This window comes from Dictyoglomus sp., from assembly GCF_049968615.1.
GTDB classification, from domain to species: domain Bacteria; phylum Dictyoglomota; class Dictyoglomia; order Dictyoglomales; family Dictyoglomaceae; genus Dictyoglomus; species Dictyoglomus turgidum.
This window is the reverse complement of sequence record NZ_JBMFQK010000010.1, coordinates 1-18232: the sequence shown is the minus strand read 5'-3', so window position 1 is coordinate 18232 and position 18232 is coordinate 1. Positions and strand designations below refer to the sequence as shown.

Annotated in this window: 15 protein-coding genes; all 15 read left to right on the top strand. The window is 33.9% G+C overall.

Annotation, left to right across the window (positions count from 1 at the left end; translation table 11 throughout):
- Positions 1–86 precede the first annotated feature (86 nt).
- Entirely contained in the window at positions 87–446 is a 360-nt protein-coding gene (locus ACP5QL_RS07430; RefSeq protein ID WP_012583275.1) for a PucR family transcriptional regulator ligand-binding domain-containing protein, read from the top strand.
- The gene (locus ACP5QL_RS07425) at positions 443–1315 is read left to right on the top strand and encodes a CBS domain-containing protein (RefSeq protein ID WP_428126526.1); all 873 of its coding nucleotides are present in this window, start codon (positions 443–445) and stop codon (positions 1313–1315) included. The genes ACP5QL_RS07430 and ACP5QL_RS07425 overlap by 4 nt, the downstream gene beginning before the upstream one ends.
- Complete coding sequence (locus tag ACP5QL_RS07420) at positions 1308–2639, top strand: [Fe-Fe] hydrogenase large subunit C-terminal domain-containing protein (RefSeq protein WP_012583277.1); 1332 nt, start codon at positions 1308–1310, stop codon at positions 2637–2639. Before ACP5QL_RS07425 ends, ACP5QL_RS07420 begins: the two co-directional genes overlap by 8 nt.
- Positions 2626–2976 carry a serine kinase gene (locus tag ACP5QL_RS07415; RefSeq protein ID WP_272995309.1) on the top strand — a complete coding sequence of 117 codons (351 nt, stop codon included), beginning with the start codon at positions 2626–2628 and terminating at the stop codon, positions 2974–2976. The genes ACP5QL_RS07420 and ACP5QL_RS07415 overlap by 14 nt, the downstream gene beginning before the upstream one ends.
- Positions 2973–3365 (top strand): DRTGG domain-containing protein, encoded by a 393-nt coding sequence (locus ACP5QL_RS07410; protein ID WP_272995307.1) that lies wholly within the window; start codon positions 2973–2975, stop codon positions 3363–3365. The genes ACP5QL_RS07415 and ACP5QL_RS07410 overlap by 4 nt, the downstream gene beginning before the upstream one ends.
- A complete protein-coding gene (locus ACP5QL_RS07405; RefSeq protein WP_012583280.1) occupies positions 3362–4111 on the top strand; it encodes a PHP domain-containing protein in 750 nt (249 codons plus the stop codon). Before ACP5QL_RS07410 ends, ACP5QL_RS07405 begins: the two co-directional genes overlap by 4 nt.
- Before the next feature lie 2 nt (positions 4112–4113).
- Positions 4114–4602, top strand: a complete 489-nt coding sequence (nuoE, locus tag ACP5QL_RS07400) for an NADH-quinone oxidoreductase subunit NuoE (RefSeq protein ID WP_012583281.1) — start codon at positions 4114–4116, stop codon at positions 4600–4602.
- The gene (locus tag ACP5QL_RS07395; RefSeq protein ID WP_272995304.1) at positions 4599–5135 is read left to right on the top strand and encodes an ATP-binding protein; all 537 of its coding nucleotides are present in this window, start codon (positions 4599–4601) and stop codon (positions 5133–5135) included. Before nuoE ends, ACP5QL_RS07395 begins: the two co-directional genes overlap by 4 nt.
- A 2-nt stretch (positions 5136–5137) precedes the next feature.
- Positions 5138–5509 carry a (2Fe-2S) ferredoxin domain-containing protein gene (locus ACP5QL_RS07390; protein ID WP_012583283.1) on the top strand — a complete coding sequence of 124 codons (372 nt, stop codon included), beginning with the start codon at positions 5138–5140 and terminating at the stop codon, positions 5507–5509.
- Positions 5510–5542: 33 nt separating this feature from the next.
- The gene (nuoF, locus tag ACP5QL_RS07385) at positions 5543–7333 is read left to right on the top strand and encodes an NADH-quinone oxidoreductase subunit NuoF (RefSeq protein ID WP_273334231.1); all 1791 of its coding nucleotides are present in this window, start codon (positions 5543–5545) and stop codon (positions 7331–7333) included.
- Positions 7334–7481: 148 nt separating this feature from the next.
- Positions 7482–9038, top strand: coding sequence for a xylulokinase (xylB, locus tag ACP5QL_RS07380; protein ID WP_012583285.1), 1557 nt, complete (start codon positions 7482–7484; stop codon positions 9036–9038).
- Between the two features lie 162 nt (positions 9039–9200).
- Entirely contained in the window at positions 9201–10415 is a 1215-nt protein-coding gene (locus tag ACP5QL_RS07375; RefSeq protein ID WP_428126514.1) for a methionine adenosyltransferase, read from the top strand.
- Entirely contained in the window at positions 10409–11980 is a 1572-nt protein-coding gene (gene lysS / locus ACP5QL_RS07370) for a lysine--tRNA ligase (protein WP_428126511.1), read from the top strand. Before ACP5QL_RS07375 ends, lysS begins: the two co-directional genes overlap by 7 nt.
- Before the next feature lie 21 nt (positions 11981–12001).
- Complete coding sequence (locus tag ACP5QL_RS07365; protein ID WP_428126508.1) at positions 12002–15337, top strand: helicase-related protein; 3336 nt, start codon at positions 12002–12004, stop codon at positions 15335–15337.
- 15 nt (positions 15338–15352) lie between these two features.
- Positions 15353–18232, top strand: a 2880-nt coding sequence (locus tag ACP5QL_RS07360; protein ID WP_428126505.1) for an Eco57I restriction-modification methylase domain-containing protein, incomplete at its 3' end; no start/stop codon positions are given.

Here is an 18232-nt window from a genome sequence, read left to right as displayed (position 1 = left end):
ATTATAACACATTTAAGTTTTATTGACAATAATATTGTTATTGTGCTTAAATTAAATGTGAAAATAAAAAGATGTAGGAAGAGAGTATGACTTTAGGAAAGGTCAGAGAAATTTTAAAGGCTCAGGTTTTGTGTGGAGAGGAAAATTTGAATAGAGAAATTTCTATTGTTGGAGCTACAGATCTCATGAGTGATGCACTATGTTTGTTAGAAGAGGGCGCATTACTTTTGACTGGACTTATAACTATACAGGTAGTAAGAACTGCAGAAATGTTGGATCTGGTGGGTGTAGTATTTGTAAGAGGAAAGATTCCTCCTAAGGATGTTATTGACCTTGCTCGTAAGTCTAATTTACCTCTTCTCTCAACCAAGTACCCTATGTATGAGGCTTGTGGATTATTGTACACCGCTGGATTTAAAGGAAAGAAGGTAGATGTTGATTCTTGAAAATTCCCAAAGAATATCTTGAGAAGATAAAGGTTAAAGATATTATGAATACAGACATTGTAAGGCTTAGGCCTTACCAGGATATGCGTTCTATTCAAGAAATAATGAGAATTAAGAGAATTGATGCTATTCCTATTGTTGATGATTTAGAAAATCTTATTGGTCTTGTGACTGTAGAAAATGTAATTAATGCCCTCGCAAAAGGTGATATAAATGTTCCTTGTGAGAAATATATGGTGAGAGATCCTAAGTGTTTAAAGCCTGACGATAACCTTTATGAGGCGTTAATAAAGTTTAGGCGGTTTAGATTTGGAAGATTTCCTGTAGTAGACGAAAAAGGCAAGGTTCTTGGAATATTGAGCACAAAGGATATAGTATTAAATCTTGTAGATGTTGAAGATATTGAGGGAATAAAGGAGGAAAAGAAAGAAGAAGCGGTTCTTATTCTTGAATATCCAGTAATGGGTGGAGATTTTGCCTTAGCAGGAGTGGCATCTAGTAATGTGAAAAAAGTGCTTCAACAGCTTGGAATAGGTCCTGATATTATAAGAAAAGTTGCGGTAGTAACCTACGAGGCAGAAATGAATATTGTGATACATGCTTATAGAGGAGTTTTAAGGGTAAAAGTGACCCCTGAGTATATTGATATTGTGGCTGAGGATGAAGGACCAGGAATACCTGACATAGAATTGGCTATGCAACCTGGTTATTCTACTGCTCCCGACAACATAAGGGAGATGGGATTTGGAGCAGGGATGGGACTTCCTAATATAAAGAATTCCTCTGATGAGCTTCATATTGATTCTATAGTGGGAAGAGGAACCACAGTTCATTCAAGAATTTATTTAAAGAGGGAAACGAATGTCTGAAAAGTATATTCATTCCGTTGCTATAAATCTTCAAAGATGTAGGGGATGTATCCACTGCATAAGGCATTGTCCTACAGAGGCAATGAGAGTAAGAAATGGTAAGTCTTTGATAATTCCTTATCGTTGTATAGATTGTGGAGAATGTATTAGAGTTTGTCCATATCATGCTCCTTTTGGTTTTACTCATACCCTTGATAGTATTGCCTATCTTGATAATATAGTAGTTATTATCTCTCCTGAATTCTATTCTCAATTTTCCACAAAATATTCTGTTGGCGATATACAGGAAGCTGTCAGAAAAGTTACTAATGCAAAAGAAGTATGGGATACCACTTATGCTATCTATCTCCTTGAAAATGCTTTATTAGATTATGTTAATTCTTCCCATAATCTGCCTCTTATTTCCACATATTGTCCTGCAATAATTGAGCTGATTCAGGTACGTTTTCCTACTCTTATTCCTAATTTATCTCCTTTTAAGTCTCCCATTGAGATTATGGGGCAAATTATAAGAGAGTATTGGAGCAAAAATTATTCTAATGAGAAATTAAATTTGGTTTACATTACTCCCTGTCCTGCTCTTGCAAGTTATTTAAAGGAGAATAAAGAAGAGGGAGTAGATTTTGTAATAGGCATAGATAACATTTATTTGAGAGTCAAAAAGGAACTTCAAGAAAATAAATCAGAAATATTAAAATTGTTTTATCCTAAGGGTATTCTTTGTGGAACTTTAGGGGGAGAATCTCAGATTTTTAATGAAGAAGAAGCAATAAGTGTAGGTGGTATAGAGAAGGTTGTAAAGGTATTGGAGGATTTGGAGAGAAATAAAATTCAAGAGATAAAGTTTTTGGAACTTAGAGCCTGTGAAGAAGGATGTGTAGGAGGAGTTTTAAATCCTGAAAATTATTACCTGGCAAAGAAGAGAATGCACTCTATTTATAAAAATTTAGACAAAGAAAAAATTGAAAATACGAATCTGTTAAAAGATATTGCTGAAGTACATATTTCCAAAATAGTAAGGATGTCTCCTATTTCTCCAAGACCTATATGGAAATTAGATGAAGATATTAATAAAGCTCTAAAGAAAATGGATGAGATGAAAAAAATCCTTCAGATTTTGCCTGGGCTTGATTGTGGGTCTTGTGGGGCACCCACTTGTGCATCTTTAGCAGAAGATATTGTAAGAGGTAATGCTCAGGTATATGATTGTATCTTTCTTTTAAAAGAGAAATTATGGGAGATGGCTAAGGAAATGGAAGAATTATCAAGGAGATCTTCTTCAGTTATTTTAAAGCGGAGGGAAGAGGAGAATGAAGATCAGTGAATTGATAAATAAACTTGGGCTTGAGCTAATCTTTCCCTATGATGAAGATTGGGAGGTAGAAAATGGTATAGTATGTGATTTACTTTCCTTTGTAATGGCAAATGCTCCTGAGAATTCTGTATGGGTGACTATACAAACACATGTAAATACTATTGCTGTTGCAACCCTTGCAGGAATAAAAGCAATCATATTTGTTTCTGGTCAAAAACCTGATGAGGAAACTATAAAAAAGGCAAAAGAAGAAAAGATTATTCTTGCTCGTACTGAAGATACCGCTTTTAACATTGTGGGGAAGTTATATGAGCTTGGAATAAAAGGAGTAAAGAGAATACAATGAAAGGTAGGAGACTGGTTGAATTGATTGAAGGTAAAGCTTTAGTAGGTGAAGAAAAGCTTGATGAAATTGATATCAAAAGGGCTTTTGCTGCTGATCTTATGAGCGATGTACTTGCAATGGTTACTTCTGAAGAGAGAGATGTGGTACTTATTACTGGTATTACAAATTCACAAATTGTAAGAACTGCTGAGATATTAGACATTCCTATGATAATAGTATGCAGAGGAAAAGTAGTGCCAAAAGATGTTATTGATCTTGCGAAAGAGAAAGGGATAATTTTAGTAAGTACTGAAAAAATAGTTTTTGAAGTAAGCGGGATTTTGTATTCTCATGGTATTGAATCTGCAGTTATGAAGAAAAAGGTAAAGGAGGAGTACAAAAATATTTGACTTGGATTGGAGTAGATCTTCATATTCATACCATACTTTCTCCTTGTGGAGACTGGAATATGAGCCCTAAAAAGATAGTTGAAAAAGCAAAAGAAATTGGATTAGGAATAATAGGGATAACTGATCACCACATGGTAGAAAATTTCCCTGCAGTTTCCTATTGGGGAGAGAAAATGGATATTTTAGTTATTCCTGGAATGGAAATTCAAACAAGAGAAGAAGTTCATGTACTAGGATTGTTTAAAAATTACAGTTCAGCGTATGAGTTTCAAAAAGAAATTTGGAATCATTTACCTGATAAAAAGAATGATGAGAATCTTTTTGGAGTTCAAGTAGTGGTTAATGAAAAAGATGAGGTAGAAAGAATTGAAGAAAGGTTATTGTTAACCTCAACAAATTTATCCTTAGAAGGAGTGACGAAGTTAATAAGAAAGTTTGATGGATTTATAATTCTTGCTCATATTGATAAACCTAATTTTAGTGTGCTTTCTAACTTGGGATTTATACCAGAAAATTTAGACTATGATTTACTTGAATTATCGAAGGAAGTAAAAATTGAGAAATTTTTGAGGGATAATTATGGTTTAATATCAAAAAAAAATAACTTTATAATTTCTTCTGATGCTCACTATTTAGATGATATTAAAAAACCAAGAACTTTCATAGGTGTAGAGGGTTTAACAATTGAAGATGTCTTCTTTAGCTTAAAAAATAAAATTATAAAAATAGAAGAAATGGAGGTATAGTTATGGCAGTAGAGCTAAAGTTTTCAGATTATGCCCAGAGAGAATTGGAAAAAATCTTAGATCAATTTTCCTCTACTAAAGGTTCACTTATTATGATATTGCATGCAATTCAAGAAAAGTTTGGTTATCTTCCTAAAGAAGCTTTAGAGATGGTATCTGAAAAACTAAAGATCCCGTTAAGTGAGATCTATGGAGTAGTGACTTTTTATTCCTTCTTTAGGTTGGAGCCTCAAGGTAAACATGTGATTAGACTCTGTATGGGTACTGCCTGTTATGTTAAAGGAGCAGCAGATCTATTAACAGCTTTAGAGCAGATAGGACTCAAAGAGGGTAAAGTAACTGAAGATGGTTATTTCTCTTTGGATCTTGTAAGGTGTATTGGTGCTTGTAGTATGGCTCCTGCTCTTATGATTGACGAAGAAGTATATGGAAAGCTTACTCCTGATAAATTGAAAAAATTGATAGAGAACTTCAGAAAAGAACATCAATGAAAGAATTGTCTCTTCATTTGTTGGATTTGGTGCAAAATTCTATAGAGGCTGGAGCTAGAAATATTTATATTGAGATGAAGAAGGATTTGGAAAATAAAAAATTGTTTTTAAAGATAAAGGATGATGGAAAAGGAATTCCTCCTGAGGTTTTGGAGGAATTAAAGAATCCCTTTTTTACTACAAGAAAAACCAGAAAGGTGGGTTTAGGGATTCCTTTATTCTGGGAAGTAGTAAGAAGTTGCAATGGAAATCTAAATGTTAGATCAGAAGTAGGGAAAGGAACGGAAATTATTGCAGAAGTTCCTTATGATTGCATTGATCTTCCTCCTTTGGGGGATATTTCAGGCACCATTTTGTCTCTTATAGTAGCAAACCCTGATTTAAATTTAAACTTTAAATTTGAAAAGAACGGAGACATTTTTGAATTTTCTACCGAAGATTTGAAAAGGGAATTAAATGGTATTCCCTTAAATAGTTTAGAAGTTATCTCCTTTTTAAAAAAATATATTTATGAAAATTTGGGAGGTTGGTAAAAATGAGTAAAAAACTTACTATTGAGGACCTCAAAAAAATTAAAGAGAAAGCTCAGGCAGACCTTGAGGCAAGGAGTGCTGAGGGTAAAGACAAAATAGTGGTACATATGGGGACATGTGGAATTGCTGCAGGTGCAAGAGAAACTTTACTTGCAATCCTAGATGAAATAGAAAAGAGAAATTTAAAGAATGTAGTAGTGACCCAAGCTGGGTGTATTGGTCTTTGCGAATACGAGCCTTTAATATCAGTAGAAAAAGTAGGAAGCTCTAAGGTTTTATATAAGCATGTCACCCCAGAAAAGGCAAGAAAGATTATTGCTCAGCATATTGTTAACGGACAAATTGTTACTGAAGACGTACTTTCTACAGAATAAGATTAACACATCATAGGATAAGGAGGTTTAAAGATGCCAGAGAGAGCGCACATTTTAATATGTGCAGGAGCAGCATGTATTTCTGCAGGAGAGGAAAGTTTTAAGTCTGCCCTTGAAAGGGAGCTTAAAGAGGCGGGAATTTACGATGAGGTAAAGATAATTGAAACGGGCTGTTTTGGGACCTGCGATTTAGGTCCTGTGATGGCTATTTATCCTGAAGGTACTTTTTACATAAGATTAAAGCCTCAAGATGCCAAAGATATTGTTCATGAGCATCTCCTTAAAGGTAGAGTAGTAGAAAGACTTCTTGTTAAGGAGCCAGAATTAAAGAAAACAATTCCTACTATTAATGAATTACCTTTCTTTAAAAATCAGGTAAGAATAGCATTGAGAAATGTGGGCTTTATTGATCCGTTAAATATTGAAGAGTATATAGCTAGAGATGGCTATTCTGCCCTTGCAAAGGTTCTTACAGAGATGAAGCCCGAAGAGGTAATAGAAGAGGTGAAGAAGTCAGGCCTTAGAGGTAGAGGTGGAGCAGGGTTTCCAACAGGCTTAAAGTGGGAGCTTGGAAGAAAAGCAAAGGGAGAAGAGAAATATATTGTTTGTAATGCCGATGAGGGTGATCCTGGAGCTTTCATGGACAGAAGTATTATGGAAGGAGATCCTCATTCGGTAATTGAGGGAATGTTAATTGGAGGATACGCGATTGGTGCTAAAAAGGGATTTGTTTATATAAGAGCAGAGTATCCTCTTGCTATCAAAAGGCTTACAGCAGCACTGGAACAAGCAAGGAATTACGGACTTTTAGGAGAGAATATTCTTGGAACTGATTTTTCTTTTGATATTGAAATAAGAATAGGAGCAGGGGCTTTTGTATGTGGTGAAGAGACAGCTTTAATTGCCTCTATTGAAGGTAAGAGGGGAATGCCGAGACCAAGACCTCCTTTCCCTGTTAATTCAGGTCTTTGGGGTAAGCCTACTGTTATTAACAACGTGGAAACTTGGGCAAATATCCCTCCAATAATTTTGAACGGAGCAGAGTGGTTTAGTAGTTTTGGAACAGAAAAAAGCAAAGGCACAAAGGTTTTTGCTCTTGCAGGAAAGATAAATATGACTGGTCTTATTGAGGTTCCCATGGGTATTACCTTAAGGGAAGTAGTATATGATATTGGTGGAGGAATTCCTGGGGGTAAGAAATTTAAAGCGGTGCAGATAGGAGGTCCTGCGGGAGGCTGTATTCCGGCAGAATATCTTGATACTCCAATAGACTACGAATCTATAACTGCTCTTGGAGCCATAATGGGTTCTGGTGGTCTCATTGTGATGGATGAAGATAATTGTATGGTGGATGTAGCTAAGTTCTTCCTTTCTTTCACTCAGGATGAGTCCTGTGGAAAATGTGTACCTTGTAGGGTGGGTACAAAGAGAATGTTAGATATTCTTGACAAGATTACTAAAGGTGAAGGTACAGAGGAAGACTTAGTAGAGTTAGAGGAGCTTGCTTATACGGTAAGAAATACTTCTCTATGTGGTCTTGGTAAGGGGGCTCCGAACCCTGTACTTACTACTCTTAAATATTTCAGAGATGAATATTTAGCCCATATTAGAGATAAAAAATGTCCTGCTAAGGTATGTACCGCATTAATCCATTATGAGGTGATAAGAGAAGAATGCAGAAAATGTTCCATATGTTTTAGAAACTGTCCTGTAGGAGCAATTTATAAAGATGAAGATGGAACTTATGTAATAGATCAATCTAAATGTACAAAGTGCGGAATCTGTTTCCAAGTGTGTCCATTTAGTGCTATTAAGAAGGAGTAAAAAAGAGGGGGGGGGATTATTTTTTCCCCCCTACTTTTTTAATCTTCTCTAATCTCTAACTTTTGCGTAGCTATTTTTAAAAATTTAATATATTGACAAATAGAAAAACGTTTTTATAAACTAATAAAAAATCATATTGAGAAGTGGGGTGAATAATTTGCTTTTAGGAATTGATATTGGTACATCTGGTACTAAAGCTTTACTTATTGATGATGATGGTAGAGTAATTGGAAGTTCTACTGTAGAATATCCCCTTTATACTCCTTTTCCATCCTGGTCAGAACAAGAGCCAGAAGATTGGTGGAAGGCAACAAAAGAGGCTGTGGTTAGCGTAATAGATAAGACAGGAGTATCGCCTAAGTTAATCAAAGGCATAGGCTTATCTGGTCAGATGCATGGTTCGGTATTTTTGGATGAGAAAGGAAATGTAATAAGGAGAGCAATATTGTGGAATGATCAAAGGACTGCTAAGCAATGCGATGAAATTGTAGAGAGGGTTGGGGGAGTAAAGAGGCTTTTAGACTTTACTTTAAATCTTGCTCTTACTGGATTTACAGCACCAAAAATATTATGGCTTAGAGAGAATGAGCCAGAAAATTACTCTAAAGTACATAAAGTACTACTTCCCAAGGATTATATAAGATTTAGATTAACAGGAGAATATGCCTCTGACGTTTCTGACTCCTCGGGAACTTTGCTTTTTGATGTAAAGAACAGAAAATGGTCAAAGGAGATGTTAAATTTATTGGAAATTCCAGAAGAGTGGATGCCAAAAGTATATGAATCACCAGAAATTACTGGTACTTTACTTCCCAGCGTAGCTGAGGAATTAGGTCTTCCTTCTGGGATTCCTGTAGTGGGCGGTGGTGGTGATAATGCTTCTCAAGCAGTAGGAAGTGGTATTGTCAAAAGTGGAATTCTTTTTGTAAGCTTAGGAACTTCAGGGGTTATATTTGCTCACTTGGATACTCCTGAGGGGGATCCTGAGGGAAGACTTCACACTTTCTGTCATGCAGTACCTGGTAAATGGCATACTATGGGAGTAATGCTTTCTGCAGGTGGATCCTTCAGATGGTTTAGAGATTCTTTTGGAGATGTAGAAATAGAACTCTCTAAGTGGACTGGTAGAGATCCATACGAATTTTTAACTATGGAGGCAGAAAATGTGCCTCCTGGCTCTGAGGGTCTAATTTTTCTGCCATATCTTACAGGTGAAAGGACTCCCCATGCAGATCCCCTCGCGAAAGGTGTATTTGCTGGGATCAGTTTGAGACATAAAAAGCCTTATTTTGTGAGATCGGTTCTTGAGGGAGTAGCCTTTGGACTTAGAGATTCCTTAGAACTTATGAAGAATCTTGGGATAGAAATGAAGGAAATAAGAGCCATTGCAGGTGGTGCAAGAAGCAAATTGTGGAGACAAATTCTTGCAGATGTATTTAATACTCCTATAACTACTATAAATGTAACAGAAGGCGCTGCGTATGGAGCAGCACTTCTTGCAGGTGTTGGTGTGGGTGTCTATAAGAGTGTAGAAGAGGCTTGTGATAGAGTTGTTAAAGTGATGAGCTTAGAAGAGCCTAATTCAGAAAGGGCAAAGATGTATGAGGAAATGTATGGATTATATAGGGAACTTTATCCACTATTAAAAGAGTATTATAGGAAGCTTTCTAACTTCATTGATAAATATTATTCCAATAAAAAGTAAAAAAGGAAATTTTTGATTTAAAATTTATTTTAAAAAAAGGGAGAAGATAAAATTCTTCTCCCTTTTTTTATTGAAAATTTTCCTTAATTTATTGTAATCTTTATTAGCTTATGATATTATTTTTTTGCTTGTTTATTAAAAAAAAGAAGGAGGATAGGAGAGATGAGAAACATTGTAGTAGAGAAGCTAAATTCTTTGCCAGTAGAAGAACATGGTGTGGAACTTGTAGAAAGAAAAGGAATAGGACATCCTGACTCCATTTGTGATGCTATTATGGACCAGATATCTGTAAATTTATCACAGGAGTATATAAAGCGTGTAGGAAATATTTTACATCATAATATTGATAAGAGTTTGCTTGTAGCTGGAGAGGTGGAAAGAAAACTTGGAGTAGGCGGCGAAGTTAGAAAGCCGATGCTTCTTGTCATAGGAGACAGAGCAACCTTTGAAGTGGATGGTATAAGGATACCTGTAGAGGAGATAGCTATTGAAACAGCAAAGGAATGGTTTAGAAAAAACCTGAGATTTGTCGATCCAGATAAACATGTAAAATTTCAGGTAGAACTTTATCCAGGTTCTCCAGAACTTACAGCTATTTTCAGAAGAAGAAAGGGATTGCTTCCTGCCAATGATACCTCAGCAGCTGTAGGATATGCGCCTTTAACTTCTACAGAAAAGATCGTATTAGAACTTGAAAGATATTTAAACTCAAAAGAGTTTAAGGCTATTCATCCAGAGGTAGGAGAAGATATTAAAATAATGGCATTTAGACAAAAGAAGAATTTGCAATTGACTATAGCAATGCCCCTTATCGATAGATATGTAACCAGCGTTAAAGATTATTTTGAAAAGAAAGAAGTTATCAAGAGTATTGTGGAAGATTTTGTAAGTGAGAGAGCTCAGAATTTTGAAAATATCACTATTGATATCAATACCTTGGATGATCCAGAAAGAGGCATGGACGGTATTTATGTAAGTGTGCTTGGAACTTCAGCGGAAGATGCAGATTCAGGACAGGTAGGAAGAGGAAATAGGGTAAATGGTGTTATTGCATTAAATCGTCCAATGGGGACAGAAGCTGCAGCTGGAAAGAACCCTGTAAGCCATGTTGGAAAGATCTATAACATTCTTACTCATAAGATTGCCAAAGAGATCTATCAAAAGGTACCAGGTATTAAAGAGGTCTATGTGTGGCTATGTAGCCAAATTGGAAAACCCATTGATCAACCTAAAATTGCTACAGCTCAATTAATCTTAGAAAATGGAACTTCAATATATGATGTGGCAAAACCAGTAGAAGATATAATTGATCAAGAGTTGGCTAATATTGAGAAATTCTGTAACGAGCTTGCCGAAGGGAAGTATTCTGTATGGTAGAGAAGGTTCCTCATTGGGCTGATTTAGCCGCAGAAGAGATAATCCGTCTTAAAGGCAAAAAAAACGTGGTAGCTACAGGGATTACTCCCTCAGGTCCCATTCATCTTGGGAACCTGAGGGAGATCCTTACTGGTGATGCTCTTTATAGAGCCTTGCAAGATAAAGGCTCAGAAGTAGAATTTATTTATATTGCTGATACTTTTGATCCTTTAAGAAAAGTATATCCTTTTCTTCCTGATTCTTATGCTGAACATGTGGGAAAGCCCATCTCTGAAATACCAGATCCCGAGGGATGTCACGAAAACTATGCTGAACACTTTTTAGAGCCCTTCTTGGAAGCAATCAAAATTTTAGGAATAGAGCCCAAAGTTATAAAGGCTCATGAAAGCTATAAAAACGGACTTTATACAGAGATCATTGATTTAACTTTACAGAATAACGAGAAGATAACTCAAATCCTCAATGAAATTGCAGGAAGAAATCTGGAGAAAAACTTTGTTCCCCTTCTTCCTAAGTGCGAAAAGTGCGGAAGATTGACCACTACAAGTATAGTCTCCTTTGACGTAAAAAAGCATCAGGTAGAATATCAATGTAAATGTGGACATACGGGAATTGCAGACTATAGTAAAGGAGAAGCGAAACTTCCTTGGAGATTAGACTGGCCTGGAAGATGGAAGATATTTGGAGTTACTGTTGAACCTTTTGGTAAAGATCATGCTACTACTGGCGGATCTTATGACACAGGTAAAGTAATTACAAAAGAAATATTTGGGTATGAGCCACCATATCCTTTTATATATGAATGGATATATCTAAAAGGTAAAGGTGCTATGTCCAGCTCAAAGGGGATTGCAATCTCTATAAATGAAATATTAGAGATTCTTCCCCCATCCTGGGTAAGATATTTAATTTTGAGATATAAGCCTGATAAACATATAGATTTTGATCCAGTAAATGGATATATTCTCTTGGCAGAGGATTATGAAAGATTAGAAAGAATATATTATAGATTAGAAGGTACTGAGGAGGAATGGGCTGAGCTTGCAAGAGTTTATGAGCTTTCTCAAGTTAAAGGGGTACCAAAGGAACCTGGTCCTCAGGTACCTTTGAGACATATAATTACCTTGACTCAAATTTCCTTAGGAAATAATGAGCTTCTTAAGGAAATGCTTATAAGAAGTGGTTATGAAAAAGAGCTTAATAAATTTGATGAAATATTAAAGAGAGTAGAGTATGTAAAAAATTGGCTTGAAAAATTTGCCCCATCTCAAGTAAAATTTAAACTCCAGGAAGAAACTCCAGAGATTGTAAAAACCTTTTCTCCAAAGGAAAAAGAATTCTTAAAAGACTTAGCAGAGAAGATAAAAGAAAAAGATTGGCAAGGAGATGAGCTTCAAAACTTTATATACAACTTAGCTCAGGAGCACGGAGTAGAGGGAAAAAGAGCCTTCCAGCTCATATATTTAGCCTTTCTAAAACAAACTTCAGGACCAAGAGCAGGATACTTTTTAGTTTCTCTTCCTAAGGATTTTGTTATTAGGAGGCTTCAAGAGGCAGGAAGCTGAATTTGAATAGAGATTCCTTCAATGAGTAATTTTATTACAAATTCTGGGGAGAAAAATTTAAAAAGAAGAATTCAAACTTTAGTAGAAAGAAGTGAGGAATTAAAATTTCTTGTAGGCTTTTTTTATTTTTCTGGATTAAGAGAGCTATATGAATCTTTAAAAAAACTCTATAATGAAGGTAAATTAAAGGATGAACACTTGAAGATTCTTGTTGGATTAAATGTAGATGAAGGAAATTATGGTCTTTATGAGATAGCAAAAATAGAGAAAACCTTTAGCAATAACAAAATAAAAGAAAAATTTTTAGAATCCTTAAAAGTTGCCTTTACTTCTTGTGATTTAGATAATAAGGATGTTTATGAGCAGGTAGATCTCTTTCTTAGCCTTTTAAAAGAGAAAAAGATTAAGCTTAGAAAAACCTCAGAACCTAATCACGCAAAATTATATCTATTTAAAATGGATAACTCAGTTAAAGAGGTAATCCCAAATCTCTTTATTACTGGAAGTAGTAATCTCACGAAGGCAGGCCTTGAATCACAAAGAGAATTTAATGTGGAAGTTAAAGATTATGGTTTTGAAGAAGCTGAAAGATATTTTGATGAGCTATGGAACGAAGCAGTGGAATTTTCAGAAGAGGATATAAATAAAATTGTAAAAATAATTAAAGAAGAGAGCTTACTTAGAAAGATAAGTCCCTTTGTTGCATATGCATATTTGGTTTACACTTATCTTAATCTTCATAAGAGAAAAATAAGCAAAAATTTTGAATCTATATTGAAAGATAAAGGATATAAACCATTTTCTTACCAACTCGAAGCGGTATCCCAAGCATTAGCAAATTGTAACGCTCATAATGGAACTATTCTTGCAGATGTAGTTGGACTTGGAAAAACCATTATAGCTTGTCTTGTGGCAAAATCTCTTGGTAAGAGAGGAATAGTAATATGTCCTCCTCATCTTATTGGTGATGAAAATCGCACATCAGGATGGAGAAAATATTTGGATGATTTTGAATTAAGAGATTGGGAAGTAAGATCTATTGGAAAATTAAGAGATACTCTAAAATTTGTTAAAAAGAATAATGATATTGAAGTAGTAATAGTGGACGAGGCTCATCGGTTTAGAAATGAGAATACCCAAAGCTATTATTATTTAAGGGAGATATGTAGAGGAAAGACTGTTATACTCATCACTGCTACACCTTTCAACAATAGACCTTCTGATCTTTTTGCTCTTTTAAAATTATTCACTATTCCAAGAAAGTCTACTATTATTTTGGATGAGAATTTAGAAGCCAAATTTCTCTTTTATGAGACTGAATTTAGAAAATTAGCCTACATTAAAAACTATTTTAATTCAAAGAATGAGAAAAAGAAGAAAAAAGCAAAAAGATATTACAAAGAGATTTTTGGAGGGGATAACATAAATCTTGATAAGGTAAGGGTTTATACAAAAGAGCTTGCAAAAGAAATTAGAGCAATTCTTGAACCAATAGTAATAAGAAGAAATAGACTTGATTTGAAATATTATGGAGAAAAGATAGATCTTCCAGAAGTAAAAGATCCACAAGAATGGTTCTTTGAATTAACAAAAGAGCAATCCTTATTCTATGATGAAGTGATTCAAACTTTTGCTTCTCACTATGATGGTGGAAAATTCACAGGAGCAATTTACTTCCCTGCAAGATACGAGAAAGATATAGATATAGAAGCTCTTGTAGATGAATTTAAAGATAATAAAGAATATTTTACTTATGTATCTCAACAGAACCTATATGATTTCATGAGAAGACTTCTTGTAAAGAGATTTGAGAGCAGTTTTGGAGCATTTAAAGAAAGTATCCATCGTTTTAGAGATATACACGAGACTGCTATTGAATTTGTAGAAAAGACAGGAAAATTTATCCTTGATAGAAAACTAATGGAAGATCTTGTTATTGCAGAGCCTGAAGAAATATTAAAAGAGTTAGCGGAGTACGAAAAAGATCTTAAGGAAAAAAATATATCAAAAAAGTATTATAAAGTCTATGATATAAAAAAGGATTTAAAATATGCAGAAAAATTTGTAGAAGATCTTAAAGAAGATTTGAAGCTGTTTGAAAGGATTTATGAAGAAGTAGAGAAATTAAAACTTGTAGAGAATGATCCAAAAGCTGAAAGATTAATTAAAGGTTTGGAGGAATTCCTAAAAGAGGGAAGAAAAGTAGTTATATTTACTGAGTATTTGGATACTGCAGACTATTTAAAAGAAATTTTGAAGAATAAATTTAAAGATAGATTATTAACTGCTATTGGTAATTTAAGCAAGAGTACCATAGAAGCTATTCTCAAAAATTTTGATGCCCAATATGAAGATCAAGAATCTAAATATGATGTCTTACTCACCACTGATAAGCTTTCAGAAGGATTTAACCTTAATAGGGCGGGAGTAGTAATAAATTATGATATACCTTGGAATCCTGTAAGAGTAATTCAGAGGGTAGGAAGAATAAATCGTATTGCCAAAAAAGTATATAATGAAATCTATATTGTTAACTTTTTCCCAACAGAAAAGGGCTCTGATATAGTTAAATCAAGAGAGATTGCTCAGACAAAAATGTTTATGATACATAATGTCCTCGGAGAAGACGCTAAAATTTTTGACCCTGATGAGGAACCTCAGCCCTCGGAATTATATAGAAGATTAAATACTTATATAGAAGAGGAAGAAAGTTTCTTTACAAAACTGAGAAGAGATTTTGAAAAAATAAAAGAGATTTATCCCAATATTGAAAATGAAATTCAAAATATACCTAATAGGGTAAAAGTAGCAAAAAAAGGAGAAGAAGATGAACTCCTGGTTTTTGTGAAGAAGGGGAAAGATCTTTTTGTAGGCTACAAAAATTACAAAGATAAATCTCCACAGGCGGTAAGTTTTGAAAAGGTATATGAAAAAATAAAGGCAGAAAAAGATGAGGAAGGATTAAATCTAAGTGATCATTTCTGGGAAAATTATCATCAAATCCTTGAAAAGGAAGATTTTATAAAACCTCGTTGTGAAAGTTCAAATGATTCATGGGCAAAAGCATATAGTATTTTAACAACACTTATTGAAAACAAAGATGAGAAATTAAATCCCTATAAAAAATTTATATCGGATATCCTTGAGGATATAAGAGAATATAGGACACTGTCTGAATATGTTATTTCGGAGATTAATTCTTTAAGCGAAAAATTAGATGATATAGATAAAATTGTAGAAAAACTTAGTGAATTGAAAAGTGAAATAGGAGAGGATTTTCTTGAAAAGACCCTGAAATTTTTTAAAAATCATAGGGAAGAAATTATCATAGCTATAGAGAATAGAAATAAAATTTAGGGGAGGGAGGGGACCTTGAGAGAGGCTATTGAAGATCTTGCTCGAGGTTTCACACAAGACAAATTAAAAAGATTTTTAAGGGCTAAAAATGGTAATTTCGAAATTTTTACTTCTCCCTTAAGGAAGAAAAATTATGAGGGAAATGTTTTTGATGAAGTTTATAAAATTGGGGATTTAAGATTAGAGGATAATAAAAAACTGGTAGTCTACTCTATAAAAGTATCAGGAGAGCTTTCAGAAAGAAACAGTAAAAAGAAACAGTATGATTTGGCTAAAGAGATCTTAAAGGATACCTATGAGCCTTATGATGCTGGAATCTTTGTCTTCCATGATAAGGATGGAAATTTTAGATTTTCATTGGTTTACAAAAAATATTCAGGGGCAAAAATAAATTTTAGCTACTACAAAAGATATACCTACTTTGTAGGGAAGAATAGTCCTTATCGTACTTTTGTTAAAGCCCTTTATAACGCTAAATTTGAGTCTCTTGAAGATATTATTTCTGCCTTCAGTATTCAACCTCTTACAAAGGAATTTTATGCAGAAATTCAAAATTGGTATGCATGGGCACTAAAGTATGCTAAATTCCCAGGTGGAAAGCCTGAGGAGAATATTATAAGGCTTATCACAAGACTGATCTTTGTTTGGTTTATAAAACAAAGGGATCTTATTCCTGATAAAATTTTTAAACCAGAAGAACTAAAAAATATTGTAAAAAATTTTGGAAATGGAGATTATTACTACAATGTTATATTACAAAATCTTTTCTTCGCTGTTTTAAATAAATATCCTTATGAAAGGGCTTGGGCGAAAGACGAAGGATATCCTAAAAATAGAGAAACTTTTGGGGTGAAAACTTTATTTAGATATGAGAAATTTTTATTAATACCCGAAAAGGAATTTATAAAAATTTTTGATGATGTACCTTTTATAAATGGTGGACTTTTTGAATGTCTTGATGACGACAAGAATTATATAGACGGTTTCTCAAGAAGGGAGGATAAAAGGGCAAGAATTCCTGATTTTTTATTCTTCAGTGAAGAAAGGGAAGAAGATTTATCTTTCTTTTATGGGGATGGAAAAAAAGAAAAAGTAAGGGGGATTATAAATATACTTAAGGATTATAATTTTACTGCAGATGAAAATAGCCCCATAGATATAGAAGTATCTCTTGATCCAGAGCTTTTGGGACATATCTTTGAAAATCTTCTTGCAGCTTATAATCCAGAGACCCAGACTACAGCCCGTAAAGCGACAGGGTCTTACTACACTCCAAAGGAAATTGTGGATTTTATGTCTGAAGAAGCTTTAATCTTCTATTTAAAAGATAAAACAAGTATAGATGAAGAAAAACTAAGGACTTTATTATCCTATTCAGAAGAAGTAAATTTAACAGATGGAGAAAAGAAGGAATTAATAGAAGCTATAGATAAACTAAAAGTATTAGATCCCGCAGTGGGTTCTGGTGCCTTCCCCATGGGAATTTTGCATAAGCTTGTGTATCTTTTAAACAGGATAGATTTATATAATACCTTATGGAAAAAACTTCAAGATCAAAAAGCATTAAAAGAGGTAGAAAAGATATTGAAGATTAAAGCTAAGGAGGAGAGGGAAAAGCGTTTAAAAGAAATAAATGAAATTTTTGATGAAAACATAAGTTATCCAGACTACGCAAGAAAGCTTTATTTGATAGAGAATTCATTATATGGAGTAGATATACAGCCTATTGCTATTCAGATATGTAAGCTCAGATTTTTCCTATCCTTAATAATAGATCAAAAAATTGATAAAAATAAGGAAAATTATGGGATAAGGCCTTTACCCCATCTTGAGACTAAGTTTGTGTCAGCGAATACACTTATTGAGCTTGAAAAGCCAAAGCAGATGACTTTGGCAAAAGACGATACTTTGGAGAGACTCAAAAGTGAATTGAAAGAGCTTTATAAAGAACATTTTAGACTCACAAATAGAGAAGAGAAGGCTAATTTAAGAAAGAAAATAAATGAAATAAAGAGCAAAATAAAAGAAGAGCTTTCTAAAAACTATTTTTCGGATAAAACCATCGAGGAAATTATTAGTTTTGATCTCTTAAGTCAAACTCAAAGTGCGAATTGGTTTGATCCTGAATGGATGTTTGGAATAGATGACCGCTTTGATATAGTGATTGGAAATCCACCGTATGTAAGACAAGAGAGAATAAAAGACCAAAAACCAATCTTGGAAAAACAAGGCTACGAAGTATTCACATCGACAGCAGACCTTTACGTATACTTTTATGAAAAGGGTTATCAATTACTTAAGGAAAAAGGCGTGCTTTCTTATATATCAAGTAATAAATGGATGAGAGCAAAATATGGAGAAAAATTAAGAAAATTTTTGAAAGAAAACACAAAAATAGTAGAGATTATAGATTTTAGTGGTTATTCTGTATTTGAGCAAACAGTAGATACAAACATAATCTTGTTTCAAAAAGAAAGACCAAATAATAATCATCAGGTAAAATTTGTAAATGTAGGTAAAGTTGATGGTGATGTCATTGAATATATTAGAAAAAATCAAAACAAAGTACTTCAGGAAAAACTCTCTGAAAATGCCTGGACACTTGCTGATGAAAAGGTTTTAGCACTCAAAGAAAAGATAGAAAAGATTGGAAAACCATTAAAAGATTGGGATGTGAAAATTTACAGAGGTGTTTTAACAGGCTTTAATGAAGCATTTATTATTGATACAGAAACAAGAAACAGGATATTGGCAAACTGCAAAACAGAAGAAGAAAGAAAAAGAACAGAGGAGATAATAAAACCAGTTTTGAGAGGAAGGGATATTGGAAGGTATTATTACAAATGGGCAGGGCTGTGGATTATATACATTCCTTGGCACTTCCCATTGCATAAT

Coding starts and splice junctions, on each gene's coding strand:
- ACP5QL_RS07430 (WP_012583275.1), top strand. CDS start 87: ATGACTTTAGGAAAGGTCAGAGAAATTTTAAAGGCTCAGGTTTTGTGT.
- ACP5QL_RS07420 (WP_012583277.1), top strand. CDS start 1,308: ATGTCTGAAAAGTATATTCATTCCGTTGCTATAAATCTTCAAAGATGT.
- ACP5QL_RS07415 (WP_272995309.1), top strand. CDS start 2,626: ATGAAGATCAGTGAATTGATAAATAAACTTGGGCTTGAGCTAATCTTT.
- ACP5QL_RS07410 (WP_272995307.1), top strand. CDS start 2,973: ATGAAAGGTAGGAGACTGGTTGAATTGATTGAAGGTAAAGCTTTAGTA.
- nuoE (WP_012583281.1), top strand. CDS start 4,114: ATGGCAGTAGAGCTAAAGTTTTCAGATTATGCCCAGAGAGAATTGGAA.
- ACP5QL_RS07395 (WP_272995304.1), top strand. CDS start 4,599: ATGAAAGAATTGTCTCTTCATTTGTTGGATTTGGTGCAAAATTCTATA.
- ACP5QL_RS07390 (WP_012583283.1), top strand. CDS start 5,138: ATGAGTAAAAAACTTACTATTGAGGACCTCAAAAAAATTAAAGAGAAA.
- nuoF (WP_273334231.1), top strand. CDS start 5,543: ATGCCAGAGAGAGCGCACATTTTAATATGTGCAGGAGCAGCATGTATT.
- ACP5QL_RS07375 (WP_428126514.1), top strand. CDS start 9,201: ATGAGAAACATTGTAGTAGAGAAGCTAAATTCTTTGCCAGTAGAAGAA.
- lysS (WP_428126511.1), top strand. CDS start 10,409: ATGGTAGAGAAGGTTCCTCATTGGGCTGATTTAGCCGCAGAAGAGATA.
- ACP5QL_RS07365 (WP_428126508.1), top strand. CDS start 12,002: ATGAGTAATTTTATTACAAATTCTGGGGAGAAAAATTTAAAAAGAAGA.